Raw genomic sequence first — 17,980 nt, 5'->3', positions numbered from 1 at the left:
GTTTAACTATTTTTAATTTCTGTTTTTTGTTTCATGGCAATTACAATGCTTCCTATCATGGCTGCCAGTAATAAAATACTTACCAGTTCAAAAGGCAATGCATAACCGTACTGTTGTACACTCATTAATTGTGTACCAATATTTTCAACTGCCGCATTCATTACAACATGGCTCTCTACAAAATAAAAACGGGCTATTATACTGCCAATAAATGCAGTTCCAAAAACAACTGCAGCAATACTAAATATGTATTGCAATAAAGAAGATTGGGCCATTTTTTGCCCGGATTGCTGCGTAAGGAAAATTGAAAAAATAATCAACACTACAATTCCGCCAACATAAATAATAATTTGAACCGCTGCAACAAAATTTAAATCCATCCAAAAATACAAACCGGCAATTCCCAGTAAAGAAAATAAGAGCCAAATAGCTGCCCTAAAAATATGCCGGGCTGTTACAGCTAAAATTCCGGTTATTAAAATAAAGAGTGCAATGCCGTAAAATATAATTGTTTCCATATTATTCAATACCGGCTCTTAATTTTGAACCCGGTTTATTTAAGGTTTTCGTTAATTGTTTTCTATCGTATACACTATGTTCAAAATTTTGTGCCATCACAATGGCTCCTGTTGGGCAAGCTTCTACACACAAATTGCACATGGTGCATAATTCCAAATGATATACAAATGTATTCAATGCTTTTTTCTTTTTCCCTTCCGGCGTAATATCAAATTGGGTAATAATTTTAATGGTTCCATTTGGGCAGGCTAATTCACAGGCAGTACAACCGGTGCAGGCATGTTCATTATTTTCATCGTGCAGCATCACAACTTCACCTTTAAACCGATCGGCCAACTTTAAAGTATTCCGATTATCCGGGTACTGTTCGGTAATAATTTCCTTTGGATGAAAAAAATAATATCCGGTAACGCGCATGCCTTTCAGTAAAGATTTTACTGCATTATAAACATTCTGTATGTATTGTTGTATGCTCATTTTTTTATTTTTGTTACCAGCTATTCGTACAATGTTCAACTTTTGTTGCGTAGCACACTTGTACTGCAATAAGTATAGTATCTTTAAAACGTTTCCACGAAAAAATCAACTTCTATAAATACCATTTTAATATTGCTACAACCGTCATCAATAACATATTCAACAAACTGATGGGTAATAAATATTTCCACTCTAAATTTAATAACTGATCAATTCGTAACCGGGGAAATGTCCATCTAAACCACATGATGAGTAATATCAACAAAAAGGTTTTCCCAAAAAACCAAATTGAAGATGGAATATAATCCATTAAATGGTTAAAAGCCTGCCAATGGCCAATATGCAAGGGCATCCATCCACCAAAAAATAAAATTGCAGCAACGGCACAAACAATAAAAATATTGATATACTCTGCCAGAAAAAACAAAGCAAATTTCATCCCGGAATATTCGGTATGGAAACCGGCCGTTAGCTCTGATTCTGCTTCAGCCAAATCGAAGGGCGCACGGTTTGTTTCAGCAGTAACTGCAATCATGAAAATGATGAATGCAATTATTGCCGGGATATGACCTTTAAAAATCCACCATCCATTTTCCTGTGAGGCAATAATCTCATTTACACTCAGGCTTCCGGTTAAAATAATCATGGTAATCACAGCAACACCGGCCGACAATTCATAACTAATAATTTGTGCGCCGCTGCGCATGGCACCTAATAACGAATATTTGTTATTGCTAGACCATCCTGCCATTAAAATAGCAATTACGGAAATAGAAGCTACCGAAGAAATATACAATACACCAATATTAATATCCCAAATTTGGAAATTTTTGGCAAATGCAATAGGTGCCATTATTAGCATGGCAGCAATCATAATCATAAATGGCGCCAAATTAAATAAAAAGCGATCTGCCCCATCAGGCGTTAAACCTTCTTTCAACATGAGTTTTAAAGTATCGGCAGAGGTTTGTAACCAACCCTTAGGCCCTACCCTGTTGGGGCCTAAACGAATTTGCATAACGGCCGACACTTTACGTTCCATAAATACCAATAGTAACCCCAGTACAGCAAATAATGCAATTACCAATATACCCAGCAAAATATTTTCTGCCACTAAGGCCAAAGTGCCGCCAATATGCAACTGCAACCAGCTTTGAACCGCATTTTTGATTGCTTCTAAACTAATCATATTCATTTATTAATAATCATCTGTCTATGTCAGGAATAACCAAATCTAAAGTTCCCATCGTGGCTACCAAATCACCAATTTTTCCTCCTTTTGCCATTTGATTCAATGCCGATAAATTTGAAAACCCCGGTGATCTGAATTTAATTCTATAAGGTGTTGTACCTCCTTCACTTACAATATAAACCCCTAATTCACCCCTGGCTGTTTCTACGCGTTGATAAAACTCACCCTTGGGTAATTTTAATACAGCCTTTGTCTTTGCCTGAAAATCGCCTTCCGGAATATTATCAATTAGTTGTTCAATGATGTGTACCGACTGCTGCATTTCCTGAATACGCACCCAATAACGGGCAAAAGAATCGCCGCCTGTTTCTATGATTTCTTCAAACTGCACTTGTCCATACACATCGTAGGGATAGCGTTTGCGCACATCACAAGCTACACCGCTGGCACGTGCAACCGGACCACTGCAGCCATACGAAATGGCATCTTCAGCTGATAAATAGCCTACTCCTTTCATTCTGTTTTGAAAAATAATATTACCGGTAACCAATTCATTGTATTCATCAATTTTCTTTTTATAGAGCGCTATAAAATCTTTTACTTTTTGCTGAAACTGTGAATGCAAATCGGCCATTACACCACCCGGCACCATATAATTCATCGTTAAACGGGCACCACAAGTTTCTTCCATAATTTCATTAATGGTTTCTCTTTCTCTGAATGCATAAAAGAAAGGGGTAAAAGCACCTACATCCATAGCCATTGCCCCCCACCACAATTCATGTGAAGCAATACGGGTAAGTTCATCCATAATAACCCGTATATATTGTGCCCGCAAGGGCACTTCTACCTGCAAACCTTTTTCAACACACAAGGCACAGGCATGGTTATTAATGTGTGCCGACAAATAATCCATTCTGCTGGTAACGTATATGAACTGACGATAAGTAAGGCTTTCACACATTTTTTCGATAGAGCGATGAATATATCCTAAATGTGGTTCTATATTTTTAATGGTTTCTCCCTCCAGTGTAATCACTAAATGCAATACACCATGTGTTGCAGGATGCTGAGGCCCTACATTAATGATAAAATCTCCTTCGGGAGTTTTGCCTACCACTTCGTGCATACCGAAAATTTAAAATAGTTTAAATTATTATCATTTGAATCATGCCATTATCATAATCTGATCATATTCACCGGATCTTCAAAATCTTTACGTAATGGCCATCCATTAAAATCATCCGTTAAAATCAATCGTCTTAAATCGGGATGATTGATAAAATTCACCCCAAATAACTCATACACTTCCCTTTCCAGAAAATCGGCCGCTTTCCATATATCACTCACGGTTTCTATTTCAGGATTATCTCTGTTTAAAACTGACTTTATCACCAGATTATGTTGCCACTGTAAAGAGGTTAAATGATACACCATGGTTAAATGTGTTTTCCAATCAACACAGGTTAAACAAAATAAATAATTACAGTTAAACTCCGGCAGTGTATGTAATGCTTTAGCCAATGGCTTCCACCGATCGGCAGTTACCAGTATATTCAACCACTCGCCGCCCTCTTCAAAAACAAGGGCAGCGTTCCAATTCATTAATGCTATTTTCAATGCTTCATTGGTCATTCTGTAAGATTCTTAACGGTAATGGATTGTTGTTCGCGGGTTAAGCCGCTTTTTATTTTTTCCTGTAAAGTAATCAGTGCATGTAATAATGCTTCGGGGCGGGGCGGACATCCTGCAACATACACATCTACAGGAATAATATGATCTGCACCCTTCACCACAGAATAGGTATTATAAAAAAATGGCCCGCCACTAATGGCACAAGCGCCCATGGCTATTACATATTTTGGATCAGCCATTTGATCATATAATCTTTTTAACACCGGTGCCATTTTGTTTACAATGGTGCCGGCAATAATAATCACATCTGCCTGTCTGGGCGAGGCACGAGCCACTTCAAATCCAAAGCGGGAAAAATCGTATTTGGCAGATGCTGTTGCCATCATTTCAATACCACAACAACTCGTAGCAAAAGTGAGTGGCCACAGCGAATTAGCTCTGGCCCAATTAATAATATCGTCTAACTTACTGGTTACAATGGTTCCTCCCGGAGCCTGATGTACTTCACCCGGGAAAACACCTATAACTGTATTGGCTGGTGTTACATCCATTTTAATGCTCTTTTTTTATGCGCATATAAAAACCCAATAAATAAAATCATGATAAAAAAAATCATTTCTATCAATGCAGGGAAACCAATTTTTTGAACTACTACAGCCCAGGGATACATAAATACCAATTCAACATCAAACAATAAAAAAACAATAGCATATAAATAATACCCCACATGAAATTGCGACCAGGGCGTTCCTGTAGTAGGAATGCCACACTCATAAGGTTGCCCTTTTTGAGTATTGATACTGCCTTTTGTAAATAATCTGGATACAAGGATACCACCGGCTGAAAAAATAATGGCAGCAATGGTAAGAATGAACAAAGCAATGGCACCCATAATACTTATTTTGTGAACTACTAACTTAACAAGTAAAATTTAAATTACGAATAATTTTTGATAAGCTGATATTGGCATGGATAGTTTTTTAAAAGTCTATCTTCAGTTGTTATGCATTTGAAAGTATTACGCAACTGCTATAAAAATAGCAAAGCCCCCAAAAATGGGGGCTAAGTTTATGAGCAAGCAACCAAACCTAACGTTCTTTATGAACTGTAGAAACAGTCTCTCTTTACTATAAGAGTATCTCTCGTGCAATTACAATTTTTTGTATTTCAGAAGTGCCTTCACCAATGGTACAAAGTTTGGCATCTCTGTAAAATTTTTCTACGGGAAAATCTTTGGTATAACCGTATCCTCCAAAAACCTGAACCGCATCTGTTGCCACTTTAACGGCCACTTCACTGGCATAATATTTTGCCATTGCGGCTTCCCGTGTATATTTTTCACCCATCATTTTAAGATGACAGGCTTTGTTGATTAACATTTCAGCGGCTGCAATTTCAGTAGCCATATCAGCCAGTTTAAAACTGATGCCTTGGAAATTGGCAATGGGCTGATTAAACTGATGCCTTTCTTTGGCATATTGCACTGCAGCTTTGTATGCACCTTTTGCTATGCCTAATGAAAGTGCAGCAATGGAAATACGACCCCCATCCAGTATTTTTAATGCCTGATGAAAGCCTGCTCCAACTTCACCTACCCTTTGCACATCTGAAATACGGCAATTATCAAATATCATTTCTGCGGTTTCACTGGCTCGCATACCCAACTTATTTTCTTTTTTACCCGCACTAAAACCCGGCATACTTCTTTCCACAATAAATACAGATGCATTATTTTTAGCACCCGGTTCGCCCGTTCTGCATACTACCACTGCTACATCTCCCGATTTGCCATGCGTTATCCAGCATTTGGTGCCATTAATTACCCAGTCATTCCCATCTCTTACAGCTACCGTTTGCATATTTCCAGCGTCACTTCCGGTATTCGGTTCGGTTAAGCCCCATGCACCAATAAATTCTGCACTGGCCAGTTTTGGCAAATACTTCATTTTTTGTGATTCGGTTCCAAAAGTTAAAATATGGTTGGTACATAATGAATTATGCGCTGCCACACTTAAACCTATTGAGCCACATACCTGCGCTATTTCCTGAATAATAGCACTGTATTCGAAATAACCTAAACCCGCACCTCCATAAGCCTCCGGTACCAACACCCCCATTAATCCTAATTTACCCATTTCTTTAAACAGCCCAACGGGAAATTCCTGTTGTTCATCCCACTCCATTACATGCGGCAAAATATACTGTTTTGCAAAATCCCTTGCTGTTTGTGCTACCTGTTCTGTTAATTCGCTTTGATTAAATTCCATACCAATACTACAATACTAACTAATGTTAGTTCACAAATGTAGAAGTTTTTTTGAGTTCACCAAGAAAATTATTCTACCGTACAAAAAGCACTGATTTGCCGATAAGTTTCTGCATTTAAAAAAGGAATTTTTTGCAAATCGGCTACAGATTGAAAAGACCCTTGTTGTTTGCGAAGAATTAAAATGGCTTTTGCTACATTTTCGGGTATAAAAGGATGATGCAATAAAGCAAAAGGCTCCGCACGATTAATATTGATTTTGGGAATTTGCTGCGTATTGATGTAAATATATGGCTCAATCGTAGCATACAATGAATCGGGAAAACCGGGTACTTGTTTTAATTGCACTGTTTGTACAAAACCCTCTAATTTTTCTCTGTAATGCACAATGCCATAGGCCAGTGCAGGCGATATTCCGGGAATTTGCCGGAATGCTTGTACATCAGCCTGATTCAGTTCAACCGAATGAAAAGCAAGGACGGTTTGAGTAGGTTTGTTACCTGCAGCATTTTGTAATGACTGTATTTGTATAAAAGGCAACATGGCATTGGCTTCCTCCGGAAATAGACCCCAAATTTTTCGAATATCTTCCGGCTTAAAAAACTTTCCGCCTTTATTGCGATAATGCAATATTGTTTGAATTAATTTTTGACGCAACCCCATTTGTACCATGCCCGTCGAATCAATGGTATTGGGATCAAAATAAAACAAATGTAAAGCCTTACGGAGCGGTGCGTCATCGGGCATACTTTTTTCCATATTTACATCATCCATTTGCAATGCTGTATTGGATAATGTAAGCACCTGCAAATCGGTGGGCGCCTGTTTAGAAAAATAAGGCAAACTGAATACAAGTACAACTATAGCCAATAGTATAATGATGCCGGTGGTTTGCCGGGTTGAAAAATGCAAATAATGCTTTCTCATTGGTTGCATACAACGAGGTTAATTTTCGGTAGGTAATTGTTGAAATTGCACGTATGGCTTCTCATTTATCCATAAAAATAAAAAAATATTTACACATACAACACCAAACCATCATAACCCAAATGAATATGTTGCGGCAGTTGTTTGCTGACAGAAGCATGTAAACCCAACTGGTGACTGATATGTGTAAAATAAACTTCTGGAACAGATAGTTCATTCGCCAAAGCAATAGCTTCTTGCATACTAAAATGAGAGATATGCGGCTCCTGACGCAAAGCATTCAGCACTATAACTGAGGAGCCTCTAATTTTTTCTTTTTCCTGTTCATCAATTTTATTGGCATCGGTAATGTAGGTAAAATCACCAATTCTATACCCCACCACCGGCATCTTTAAATGCCATACCCAAATGGGTTGTATGTGTAAAGATTGAATTTGAAAAGAAGCATGATTGATCAGATGCAAATCAATTCGAGGTACGCCAGGATAGGCATTTTCGGCAAAAGCATAATAAAAATCGCGTTGCAAAGCCTCTGCTGTTAATGTATTGGCATAAACCTGCATATTGGTATGCTGAAAATAATTGTATGCACGAACATCGTCTAAACCCGCAATATGATCTTTATGCGGATGTGTAAATAAAACGGCATTTAACCGACGATTATTGATACGCAGCATTTGGTAACGAAAATCGGGTGTAGTATCAATAACAAGGGTAACCGGCTCCTGTAAAGATTCTACTAATACACTACTACGAAGGCGCTTGTCTTTTAAATCTGTTGAAGTACATACTGCACAATCACAGCCAATCATGGGAACACCGGTACTGGTGCCTGTTCCAAGAAAAGTAATTTTTAAATGATGGTTTTGCACAATATCAAAAGTACCTTAATTCCATCATAAAAAAAAGGATGCAGTTACGAGGTGCATCCTTTTCATATTTATATAAAATATTGTACTTATGCGTTGTCAACCGATTTAGCATTTTTCACAATCTCATCGTACAATAACTGACTTTCATGCGTTAATTTATCATAATTGATAGTTACCTGCGGAATTAAATCGAATAATGTATTAATTCTTCCTTCCGTATCTAAGTATTTATTCAACACTACCACTTTTTTAGATTCCAACAAGCACCATCCGCTTTGAAAAGTACCACGTTCATAACGAACAATATAATCGCTCTCTCCTAAAATATTTTCTAATTTGTCTAAATTATTTTGCGTGTATTTCATAATTAAAACTGATGCACTACTATGATAACAAAATTAATAATGAAGCAGCAATGTAAAATTTAGATTTATCCACATTAAAACTGATAGCTCAATGTTGTATACAATTGTCTCGGTGCAATGGGTGTAATACTGTAATTATCATGAACCAAATAATTCAGTGTATTAAAAATGTTGGATAGTTTGCATAGTACAGATACTTTTTTATATGCATAACCAACAGACACATCAACAGTTGTAAAATCTGATAATGAAACTAACCGGCTGCCGGATACTGATTGCCCCAATAAATTGTTGTACCCTCCATAACGAGTGCCGGTATAAAAACCGGAAGCACCTAATTTAAACCCTTTCAACATATTGTTAGTAAATGTATAGAAAATACTTGCATTGGCTGTATTCCTTGGGGCATTTACCAATTGTTCCCCTTCAATATTTGAACCCTTTGCACCGGAAGTATGTGTGAACCGGATATAATTATAAGCATAACCGGTAATAAAATAGAAGCTTTTAGAAAGGTTGCCATTCAATCCAACCTCTACCCCATCACTGGTTGTTTCACCACTAAGCATTTTTATGTTTGAATTGGTATTGGGCGTAATGCCATCGGCCAAATACTGTGCCTGCTGTGCCAGGTTACTATTAATAATTCTGTATATACTAATATTTGCTGATAATTTACCATCGGCCAGTATATTCTTGGCACCTACTTCGTATTGGTTAATAATTGATGCTTTTAAAGGATTACCATATACATCTACACCGGTATTTGCAGTAAAATTGTTTGCATAGCTGGCATAAAAAGATACGTTTGTAGCAGGTTGAAAAACCAACCCTATTTTAGGCGAGAATACATTATAGGTAGCAGTAGCTGCAGAGCCTTTTACTGACACAGCCGGACGTGAATTGTTGGTCATACTATCAATCGTTGTTTGTACGTTAGCCTGATAACTATAACGTAAACCGGCAAATAATTGCACTTGTTTTGTAATGGTAATTAAATCTTGCAGATAAATGCCTGCCCGATATGATGGCGCGGTTGTGGTTGCCACCTTCACGGCATCAGGTATATCTGTACGCTGAATGTATTGGGAAGGATTCAATAAATTAATGGTATCGTAAGTTTTCAAAAGGCTTCCATTGGCATTATATATGTTAAATGCATCGGTTTGTGTAACAATACCGGTATAATCGGCACCTGCCAAAAAATGATTTTCAATATTTCTTATATTGAATTTTCCATCAATATTCATTTGTGCGGCATAGTCTTTTTCAACACTATGTGCTCTTGCCAAAGGGCGTGCTATAATCCCTGTTTTACCGGCTGTATTTAAATTACCGCATCCGTAATAATCAACATCTGTATTTTGAAAAGATGTTGAAGCGTTAAAAGTAAATTTATCATTTAAAACATGTTTAAATGTTGCAGAGGTAGAACTTTGAAGAACATTATTATATGCCCATAAAACATTTTGAAATCTTGACCGCGGAATGGCTTTAGTTAACACTCTTCCGCTATCTAATAACCCAACTCCGGGATCGGGCGTTAATTGTGCATTCAGATAATCTTGCTGAACAATCAATGAAGATTTTTTTCCGAACCTGTACATTAAAGATGGATTGATATATGTTCTGATTGTTTTTACAACATCTCGGTAACTTCTGTCATTTTCATAACTACCTATTACTCTAAATGCAAGGTTTTTATTGATGGGCCCATACACATCAACAACGGGCTTATATTGCTGATTGCTTCCCATCAACAATGAAATATTTCCGCCAAAATTGTATTTCGGTAATTTGCTTATCATATTTATAATTAATCCGCCGGAAGAACTTCCATATAAAAAAGCAGAGCTGCCTTTTATAATTTCAACTGATTCTAATGATACAGCTTCGGGCATGCCGGCAATATTGTAGGGCAATCCGTTCTTAAAAATACTTCCGCCACCTGCACTGCCTGTAATACCAATAATATAGCCTCTTGCTCCATAAGTTTCATTAACACCATAACGCATTTGTACCAATGAAACACCCGGAACATTTTTTACGATATCACCTAAACGAATAGCCTGCTGATCGGCAATAACTTTACTACTTATCACTGCAGTTGACAATGGCAAATCTTTATCAGGAATATTAATTTTGCCCGCATTTAGTTTTTTCTGTGCGCTTTCAACAATAATTTCCTGCAACTGTTTTTCTGATATTTTTAATTGATAAGAAAGAGGAAGCCTTGCACCTTCTTCAATCAATATTTTTTGATGAATAGTTTCATATCCAACAAAGGAAATTTCTATTATATAATTTCCTATAGCAACACCACTAAATTTGAAGAAGCCATTTTCATTGGTAACTGTAGTTCTATTTTTATTTTCATTTTTTAAATTTCTTAAATGAACCGTTACGCCTTCTGCAGGTTCATTATCGGCAGTAATTATTTTTCCGCTGATCACTCCGCCTCCTCTATCTTCATTATGCGCAAATGATAATTGAGTTGAAAATATACTCATTAAAACAAAGCAAATAGTTTTTATGCAATTCATCCATTTCATAAACATTAATTTTTTGCAAAGTTGAAACACTGCAAAAAAAATGAATGCCGCATCGGAAAAATTGAATTACGCAAAAAGGAAAAACAAAACTACTTATTAATCATTTTTACAATTGGTATAATCATTTCTTCCATACTGATACCTCCGTGTTGAAAAGTATTTTTGTAATAGTTGGCAAAATGATTATAATTGTTCGGATAACAGAGATACTCATCTTCTTTTGCAAAGATGAATGAAGAATTTACCGTTGGTACGGGCAATCCGGCTTGCCGCGGATCTTTAAATGCTAATACTTCTTTTGGATTGTAATCTAAATTTCTGCCATGTTTGTATCTTAAATTGGTTGTGGTTTGTTTATCACCAATTACTTTACAGGGCGATTTTACCCGCACACTGCCATGATCAGTTGAGAGTATGAGTTTAATATTTTTTTCCGAAATTTTTTTTAATGCCTGGTGTAGGGCACTATGTTCAAACCAGCTTTTGGTAATACTGCGGTAACTGGTTTCATCGGCAGCCAGTTCTTTCAATACTTCCATTTCTGTTCTGGCGTGGCTCAGCATATCTACAAAATTATATACAATTATATTCAAATCATTCTCCAGTAAATTATGCATGTTATTCACCAGTTGTAAACCATCTGTGTGGCTCAATACTTTGGTATAGCTAAATTTCAAATCTTCTTTCTGCAACCGCTTTAGTAATGCCCTGAAAAACAGTTCTTCATATAAATTTTTACCGCCCTGTTCATCATCATTTTTCCATTGTTCGGGGAATTTTTTTTCTATATCTACCGGTAATAATCCGCTAAAAATGGCATTTCGACTGTATTGTGTGGCTGTTGGCAAGATAGAGTAATAGGTTTCATCTTCCAGTATTCTAAAGGTTTCGGCAAAAATGGGTTGAATAACTTTCCACTGATCAAAGCGCAGATTATCAATTAGTATAAAAAATAACGGTGTGCCTTTTTCTACATGTGGCAATACTTTAAACTGCATTAAATAATGGCTCATTATGGGTGTTTCGGCAGTGGCAGGTTTTATCCATTCGGCATAATGTTTGGATACAAATTTTGAAAATTCAGCATTGGCTTCCTGTTTTTGCGATGCAAGAATTTCGCGCATTTCGGCACTATTGGTCTTTTCCATTTCCAATTCCCAATACACTAATCTTTTATAGATTTCTGTCCATTCTTTATAATCGGGGTTGTTATTGAATGCCATAAACAATTCCCTAAATTGTTGCTGATAAGCCGTTGTGGTTTTTTCAGACACCAATCTTTTATTATCAATAATTTTTTTCAGGCATAATAACACCTGATTGGGGTTTACGGGTTTCAATAAATAATCTGTTATCTGGCTGCCAATGGCATCATCCATTAAACTTTCTGTTTCATTTTTGGTAATCAGCACCACCGGTATTGCCGGATGTGCTGCTTTTATTTTAGCCAGTGTTTCCAAACCGGTAATACCTGGCATCGACTCATCTAAAAAAACAATATCCACTAAATTTTCTTCCAGGTATGATAATGCTTCAAAGCCACTGGCAAAACTTTTTACACGATATCCTTTGTTTTCTAAAAATATAATTTGCGACTGTAAACCCTCTATTTCATCATCGGCCCAAAGTATTGTTACTGGTTCCATAAGCATCTTTTTCATTAATTACAATTGTGTGCAAATAGCAGGCCAGTCATCCATCAAACAGATATGCCTGCATTTTACTGCTATAACTCAAATATATTCGATAGCCACACAAATAGTACATTTGCTGGCTGCTTTAACAAACTGGCAACACGCATGAAAGCTACTCAAAAAATTATTAATGACCCGGTGTATGGTTTTATTACCATCAATCATCCATTAATTTTCGATATCATTAATCATCCCTATTTTCAAAGATTGCGGCGTATTCATCAAATGGCATTGGCATATTTGGTGTATCCCGGAGCAGTACATACCCGTTTGCATCATGCCCTCGGTGCTTATCATTTAATGTGCAATGCTATTGCTGAATTAAAAACAAAACAGGTAGAGATTACTCCAGAAGAAGAAGTTGCAGTAAAAGCCGCCATTTTATTACATGATATTGGTCATGGCCCTTTTTCGCATGCCTTAGAAAACCAATTAATTCAATCGGTACATCATGAAACCATTAGCCTTGCCCTGATGCAAACTATAAACCGGCAATTAGATGGCCGCCTGCAAATGGCGATTGATATTTTTACCGGCATCTATCACAAACCTTTTTTACATCAACTCATTAGCAGCCAGTTAGATGTAGACCGGATGGATTATTTAACCCGTGATAGTTTTTTTACCGGTGTGAGTGAAGGAGTGATAGGTTATGACAGAATCATTAAAATGCTTGCCGTTCATAACGGACAGTTAATGGTAGAAGAAAAAGGCATTTACAGCATTGAAAAATTTTTAGTAGCTCGCCGGCAAATGTACTGGCAGGTATATCTGCATAAAACCGTATTAAGTGCCGAAAAAATGCTGGTACATATTTTAGAGCGGGTTCGCTTTTTAATAGCTGCCGGCAACAATAGCTTTAAAACTGGTGGAGTATTGGATGATTTTCTCTATCAAGACACTACCAGCCTTTCTGATGAAATTTTAACCCGGTTCTGCCGTTTAGATGATGTGGATATTTCATTTGCCATAAAAAAATGGTCGGAACACCCTGATTTTATCGTTAATAGTTTATGTAATAAATTGTTAAACCGCCAGTTGTTTAAAATTAAATTAGAAACAAAGCCGTTTACCAATGCATTCATAGCAGAAAAAATTGCTGAAGCTGCAGGTTTTTTAAAAATATCTGAACAGGATGCAGCCAATTTTGTATTTACCGGTGAGGCCGTTAATACCATGTATCAGCCTGATGATGAGAACATTAAAATTCTCTTTAAAACTGGCGAGGTAAAAGATATTTCTGCCATTGATAACCCGTTAATTCACCAAACTATTTCTTCACCCATCAAAAAATTTTACATTTGCACATTATTGTAGGGGTAAGGAAGATTAAAAAGATTAACAAATATGCAATTTACTGCTGCTCAAATAGCTCTATTAATTGATGGACAAGTAGATGGGGATGCTACTGTAGCTGTAACCTCTTTTGGAAAAATTGAAGAAGCCAAAGCAGGGCAATTGTCATTTTTAGCAAACCCTAAATACGAAGATTATTTATACCATACCCAGGCTTCCATTATTATTGTGAATCATAATCAAACTTTAAAACAGCCTGTAAAAGCCACATTAATTCGCGTATCGGATGCCTATGCAGCATTTGCAGCCCTGCTTACTAAATATCAAAAATTAGTAACCGAACAACTCAATGGAATTGAACAGCCCTCATTTGTAGCGGCTACCGCACAATTAGGAGATAATATTTATATTGCAGCTTTTGTGTACATCGGAAAAAATGCAAAGATTGGCAATCAGGTAAAATTGTTTCCGGGTGTTGTAATTGGAGATTATGTAACCATTGATGACAATACTATTTTACATGCAGGGGTAAAAGTATACAACCATTGCCAGATTGGTAAAAATGTTACCATTCATGCCGGAACAGTTATTGGGGGCGATGGCTTTGGATTTGCCCCTTTAAATGATGGTACTTATCAGAAAATACCCCAAATTGGGAATGTTATAATTGAAGACAATGTAGAAATAGGCTCCAATGCCACTATCGACCGTGCTACCATTGGATCTACCATTATTCGTTCCGGTGCCAAATTAGATAATTTGATACAAATTGCCCATAATGTTGAAATTGGGCATCATACCGTTATTGCAGCACAGGCCGGCGTAAGCGGCAGTACTAAAGTGGGCAATCACGTAATGGTAGGCGGGCAGGCGGGTATTGTTGGCCATCTCACCATTGCCGATGGCAGCAAAATTAATGCACAAAGTGGGGTAAGCAAAGCCATCAAACAACCCAACAGCGTAGTAACCGGTTCGCCTGCTTATGAATATACTGCAGCCCTAAGAAGCCAGGCTGCCTCCCGAAAGCTTCCAATACTTGAAAAGAAAGTAATGGAGTTAGAAAAAATGGTACAGCAATTGCTTGCAGAAAGAGTTACACCATAATCTTGCACTTCAACCGTTAATCGGCTTATTTTTGCATAAATTATAACAATTCAGGAAAAAGGAAGCATTATCAAATTGTGAATTTTGCTGCCAATTAAAACAAATCAAGAATGGATCAAAACTTTAATCCGGATAAACAACATACCCTCAGTAAAAGCATTAGTATAAAAGGCACAGGTTTGCATACCGGCATTTTGGTTGAAATGAATTTAAAACCTGCTAATCCGGGTTTTGGTATTCAATTTCAAAGAACCGATTTACCGGGACAGCCCATTATTAAAGCCGATTGCGATTTGGTTACCGATACTTCTCGTGGTACTACGCTTCAATTTGGTGATGCCAAAGTAAGTACTGTTGAACATATTCTGGCTGCCTTGGTAGGATTAGGTATTGATAATGTTTTAATTGAAATAAACGGACCTGAAATACCCATTATGGATGGTAGCTCAGCTCCTTTCATCACTTTTATTGAAGAAGCCGGCATTGCCGAACAGGATGCCGCCAAAGCCTGGTATAGCATTGATGAAAACATTTATTTATACGATGAAAAGAAACGGGTTGAAATGGTAGCGATGCCCGCTATTGATTACCAAATAACTACACTGATTGATTTTAACAGCCCGGTATTAGGTACCCAGCATGCCGGATTAAAAACCATCAAAGATTTTAAAACCGAAATAGCGCCCTGTCGCACTTTTGTTTTTTTGCATGAATTAGAAATGCTGTTAGATAATAACCTGATTAAAGGCGGCGATATTAATAATGCCATTGTGGTGGTAGATAAACCTTTAACCGATGGTGAAATGGAGCGGCTGGCCAAAACATTTAAACGCGAGAAAATTGAAGTTAAAAGCGAAGGCTACTTAAATAATTTAGAATTACGCTTTCCGAATGAGCCTGCCCGCCACAAATTATTAGATGTTGTGGGCGATTTGGCGCTGATTGGTTACCCCATTAAAGCCCGTATCATTGCCAATAGGCCCGGCCACAGCACCAATGTTGAATTTGCAAAGAAAATAAAACAATACATCAAGAAAAACAAACACGTTAAAGATGTACCGGTATACAATCCGGCAGCACCCTCCATATTTAACCTGCAACGTATCGAGAAAACATTACCACACCGCTTCCCGTTTTTGTTGGTAGATAAAATTATTGAACTAACAGATACACATATTGTAGGGGTGAAGAATGTAACTTTTAATGAATGGTTTTTCCAAGGGCACTTCCCTAACAACCCTGTTATGCCAGGTGTATTGCAAATTGAGGCTTTGGCACAAACAGGAGGTATTCTCTGTATTAATACCCTGCCGGAAGGTGATTATGATACTTATTTCTTAAAAATTGACAACTGCAAATTCAAACAAAAGGTATTACCCGGAGATACCATGATTTTAAAAATGGAATTCATTAGTCCAATTAGAAGAGGTATCTGCGAAATGAAAGGTATGGTTTATGTAGGCGGAAAAGTGGCTACTGAAGCTAATTTAGTAGCGCAACTCGTAAAACGCAATTAAACCTTAAACTATTCCTAATATTTCTATTTTTGTAACGGTCGGTAAACATCGGCCCATTTTTTAAAGTCTATTCTGCCATACAAACCAGAATAGCACAAATCAATAAATCAAAGCGGATGACACATCCCTACACCTACATAGATCCCAATGCTAAAATAGCAGCCAATGTTAAAATAGACCCATTCACTGTAATACATGGTGATGTTCAGATAGGCGAAGGCACCTGGATTGGCAGTAATGTCACCATTATGGATGGTACCAGAATTGGAAAAAATTGCAGAATTTTTCCTGGAGCAGTTTTAGGCGCTATTCCACAAGACTTAAAATATAACGGAGAAAAAACAACTGTTGAAATTGGCGACCATACCACCATTCGCGAATTTGTAACCATAAACCGCGGAACAGCCGATAAGTGGAAAACAACCGTTGGCAGCCATTGCCTCATTATGGCTTACAGCCATATTGCACACGACTGTATAATTGGGAACAACTGTATTTTAAGCAACAGTGTTCAGGTGGCCGGCCATGTGGTAATGGGCGATTGGGCCTGGATAGCAGGCGTTAGTGCTGTTCATCAATTTGTTCAAATTGGTCAGCATGCCTACATAGCCGGTGGCAGTTTGGTGAGTAAAGATGTGCCTCCTTATATTAAAGCAGTACGTAACCCATTAAGCTATGGTGGGGTAAACAGTGTGGGACTGAAAAGAAGAGGTTTTGAATTAGAAAAAATTAACCACATCATTGATATTTACCGCATTATTTTCAACAAAGGTTTTAATACCTCGCAGGCACTTGCTTTAATTGAAGAAGATTTGCCTGCCAGCGATGAAAGAGATGAAATTGTAACATTTATCAGGGAAAGTGGCAGAGGTATTATCAAAAAGTTTGCCTCTGATATTAGTGATGAGGATTAATTCAAAGTATCCGCTATTTTCATACAAATGACAATTGTATTACAAGATGCAGGCAAAAAATTTAACCGCGACTGGATTTTCAGGCATGTAAGCTTTACTTTCTCAGCATCAACATCCTATGCTATTACCGGGCCTAATGGAAGTGGCAAAAGTACATTACTACAAGCCATTGCCATGGCATTAAGAGTAAATGAAGGAAAATGCATCTGGCAAAACGAAACCGGGCAATTCATTCCGGAAGATCAGGTACACCAATATTTATCGATTGTTGCGCCTTATCTGGATATAATTGAAGAGATGACAGCTACTGAATTTTTGCATTTTCATGCCCAATTTAAACCACTGCTACCGGGTATTTCAATTCCCGCTATTATAGAAAAAATTGGCCTTGCACAATCGGCCCATAAGCAAATACGCTATTACAGCAGCGGCATGGTACAAAGAGTAAAATTAGCACAAGCTATATTTTCAAATACACCGGTATTGTTATTAGATGAGCCCTGCACCAATCTGGATGCAGAAGGTTACCAGCTTTACCACGATTTAATTGCTGATTATGCCACTGCCAAAACCATTATTGTAAGCAGTAATGATGCAGCCGAAATGGATTTTTGTAAAAAAAGAATTGCTATTACTGATTATAAATAAAC

The 17,980-nt window shown here is 37.3% G+C and carries 18 protein-coding genes; 5 read left to right on the top strand and 13 right to left on the bottom strand.

What is annotated here, in order from left to right:
* Positions 1-2: 2 nt before the first annotated feature.
* The 13 genes from JK139_RS07250 to porX all read right to left on the bottom strand — a co-directional run bounded on the left by JK139_RS07250 (position 3) and on the right by porX (position 12,451).
* Complete coding sequence (locus JK139_RS07250) at positions 3-518, bottom strand: NADH-quinone oxidoreductase subunit J family protein (RefSeq protein WP_074418565.1); 516 nt, start codon at positions 516-518, stop codon at positions 3-5.
* Position 519: 1 nt separating this feature from the next.
* Positions 520-996, bottom strand: a complete 477-nt coding sequence (locus JK139_RS07245; RefSeq protein WP_074418567.1) for a 4Fe-4S binding protein — start codon at positions 994-996, stop codon at positions 520-522.
* 112 nt (positions 997-1,108) lie between these two features.
* Positions 1,109-2,185 carry an NADH-quinone oxidoreductase subunit NuoH gene (gene nuoH / locus JK139_RS07240; protein ID WP_081298667.1) on the bottom strand — a complete coding sequence of 359 codons (1,077 nt, stop codon included), beginning with the start codon at positions 2,183-2,185 and terminating at the stop codon, positions 1,109-1,111.
* Positions 2,186-2,201: 16 nt separating this feature from the next.
* A complete protein-coding gene (locus tag JK139_RS07235) occupies positions 2,202-3,317 on the bottom strand; it encodes an NADH-quinone oxidoreductase subunit D (protein ID WP_074419380.1) in 1,116 nt (371 codons plus the stop codon).
* A 50-nt stretch (positions 3,318-3,367) separates the two neighbouring features.
* Entirely contained in the window at positions 3,368-3,793 is a 426-nt protein-coding gene (locus JK139_RS07230) for an NADH-quinone oxidoreductase subunit C (RefSeq protein ID WP_179853740.1), read from the bottom strand.
* Between the two features lie 26 nt (positions 3,794-3,819).
* The gene (locus JK139_RS07225; protein ID WP_074419382.1) at positions 3,820-4,374 is read right to left on the bottom strand and encodes an NADH-quinone oxidoreductase subunit B; all 555 of its coding nucleotides are present in this window, start codon (positions 4,372-4,374) and stop codon (positions 3,820-3,822) included.
* A complete protein-coding gene (locus JK139_RS07220; RefSeq protein WP_074419383.1) occupies positions 4,365-4,715 on the bottom strand; it encodes an NADH-quinone oxidoreductase subunit A in 351 nt (116 codons plus the stop codon). The genes JK139_RS07225 and JK139_RS07220 overlap by 10 nt, the downstream gene beginning before the upstream one ends.
* 235 nt (positions 4,716-4,950) lie before the next feature.
* Positions 4,951-6,090: an acyl-CoA dehydrogenase family protein gene (locus tag JK139_RS07215; RefSeq protein WP_074419384.1), complete on the bottom strand. Its 1,140-nt coding sequence runs from the start codon at positions 6,088-6,090 to the stop codon at positions 4,951-4,953.
* Positions 6,091-6,158: 68 nt separating this feature from the next.
* Complete coding sequence (locus JK139_RS07210) at positions 6,159-7,025, bottom strand: helix-hairpin-helix domain-containing protein (protein WP_074419385.1); 867 nt, start codon at positions 7,023-7,025, stop codon at positions 6,159-6,161.
* An 80-nt stretch (positions 7,026-7,105) separates the two neighbouring features.
* Positions 7,106-7,888 (bottom strand): MBL fold metallo-hydrolase, encoded by a 783-nt coding sequence (locus tag JK139_RS07205; protein ID WP_317196296.1) that lies wholly within the window; start codon positions 7,886-7,888, stop codon positions 7,106-7,108.
* Between the two features lie 86 nt (positions 7,889-7,974).
* Positions 7,975-8,253 (bottom strand): hypothetical protein, encoded by a 279-nt coding sequence (locus JK139_RS07200; RefSeq protein WP_228733158.1) that lies wholly within the window; start codon positions 8,251-8,253, stop codon positions 7,975-7,977.
* A 74-nt stretch (positions 8,254-8,327) separates the two neighbouring features.
* The gene (locus JK139_RS07195) at positions 8,328-10,763 is read right to left on the bottom strand and encodes a TonB-dependent receptor (protein ID WP_218330928.1); all 2,436 of its coding nucleotides are present in this window, start codon (positions 10,761-10,763) and stop codon (positions 8,328-8,330) included.
* Positions 10,764-10,894: 131 nt separating this feature from the next.
* Positions 10,895-12,451 carry a T9SS response regulator signal transducer PorX gene (porX, locus tag JK139_RS07190; RefSeq protein ID WP_074417475.1) on the bottom strand — a complete coding sequence of 519 codons (1,557 nt, stop codon included), beginning with the start codon at positions 12,449-12,451 and terminating at the stop codon, positions 10,895-10,897.
* A 153-nt stretch (positions 12,452-12,604) separates the two neighbouring features.
* Between porX and JK139_RS07185 the strand changes: the two genes are divergently transcribed.
* From JK139_RS07185 to JK139_RS07165, 5 genes are all read left to right on the top strand, one after another.
* Entirely contained in the window at positions 12,605-13,816 is a 1,212-nt protein-coding gene (locus JK139_RS07185; RefSeq protein ID WP_074417476.1) for an HD domain-containing protein, read from the top strand.
* 30 nt (positions 13,817-13,846) lie between these two features.
* Positions 13,847-14,899 (top strand): UDP-3-O-(3-hydroxymyristoyl)glucosamine N-acyltransferase, encoded by a 1,053-nt coding sequence (gene lpxD / locus JK139_RS07180; protein WP_218330927.1) that lies wholly within the window; start codon positions 13,847-13,849, stop codon positions 14,897-14,899.
* A 110-nt stretch (positions 14,900-15,009) separates the two neighbouring features.
* Positions 15,010-16,416 (top strand): bifunctional UDP-3-O-[3-hydroxymyristoyl] N-acetylglucosamine deacetylase/3-hydroxyacyl-ACP dehydratase, encoded by a 1,407-nt coding sequence (locus JK139_RS07175; RefSeq protein WP_074417478.1) that lies wholly within the window; start codon positions 15,010-15,012, stop codon positions 16,414-16,416.
* A 116-nt stretch (positions 16,417-16,532) separates the two neighbouring features.
* Complete coding sequence (gene lpxA / locus JK139_RS07170; RefSeq protein ID WP_074417479.1) at positions 16,533-17,330, top strand: acyl-ACP--UDP-N-acetylglucosamine O-acyltransferase; 798 nt, start codon at positions 16,533-16,535, stop codon at positions 17,328-17,330.
* A 27-nt stretch (positions 17,331-17,357) separates the two neighbouring features.
* Positions 17,358-17,978: an ABC transporter ATP-binding protein gene (locus tag JK139_RS07165; protein WP_074417480.1), complete on the top strand. Its 621-nt coding sequence runs from the start codon at positions 17,358-17,360 to the stop codon at positions 17,976-17,978.
* Positions 17,979-17,980: the final 2 nt, after the last annotated feature.

It is taken from the genome of Hydrotalea lipotrueae (genome assembly GCF_019249625.1).
GTDB classification, from domain to species: domain Bacteria; phylum Bacteroidota; class Bacteroidia; order Chitinophagales; family Chitinophagaceae; genus Hydrotalea; species Hydrotalea flava.
The sequence above is the reverse complement of the archived record's forward strand: the minus strand, read 5'-3'. Positions and strand labels throughout refer to the sequence as shown.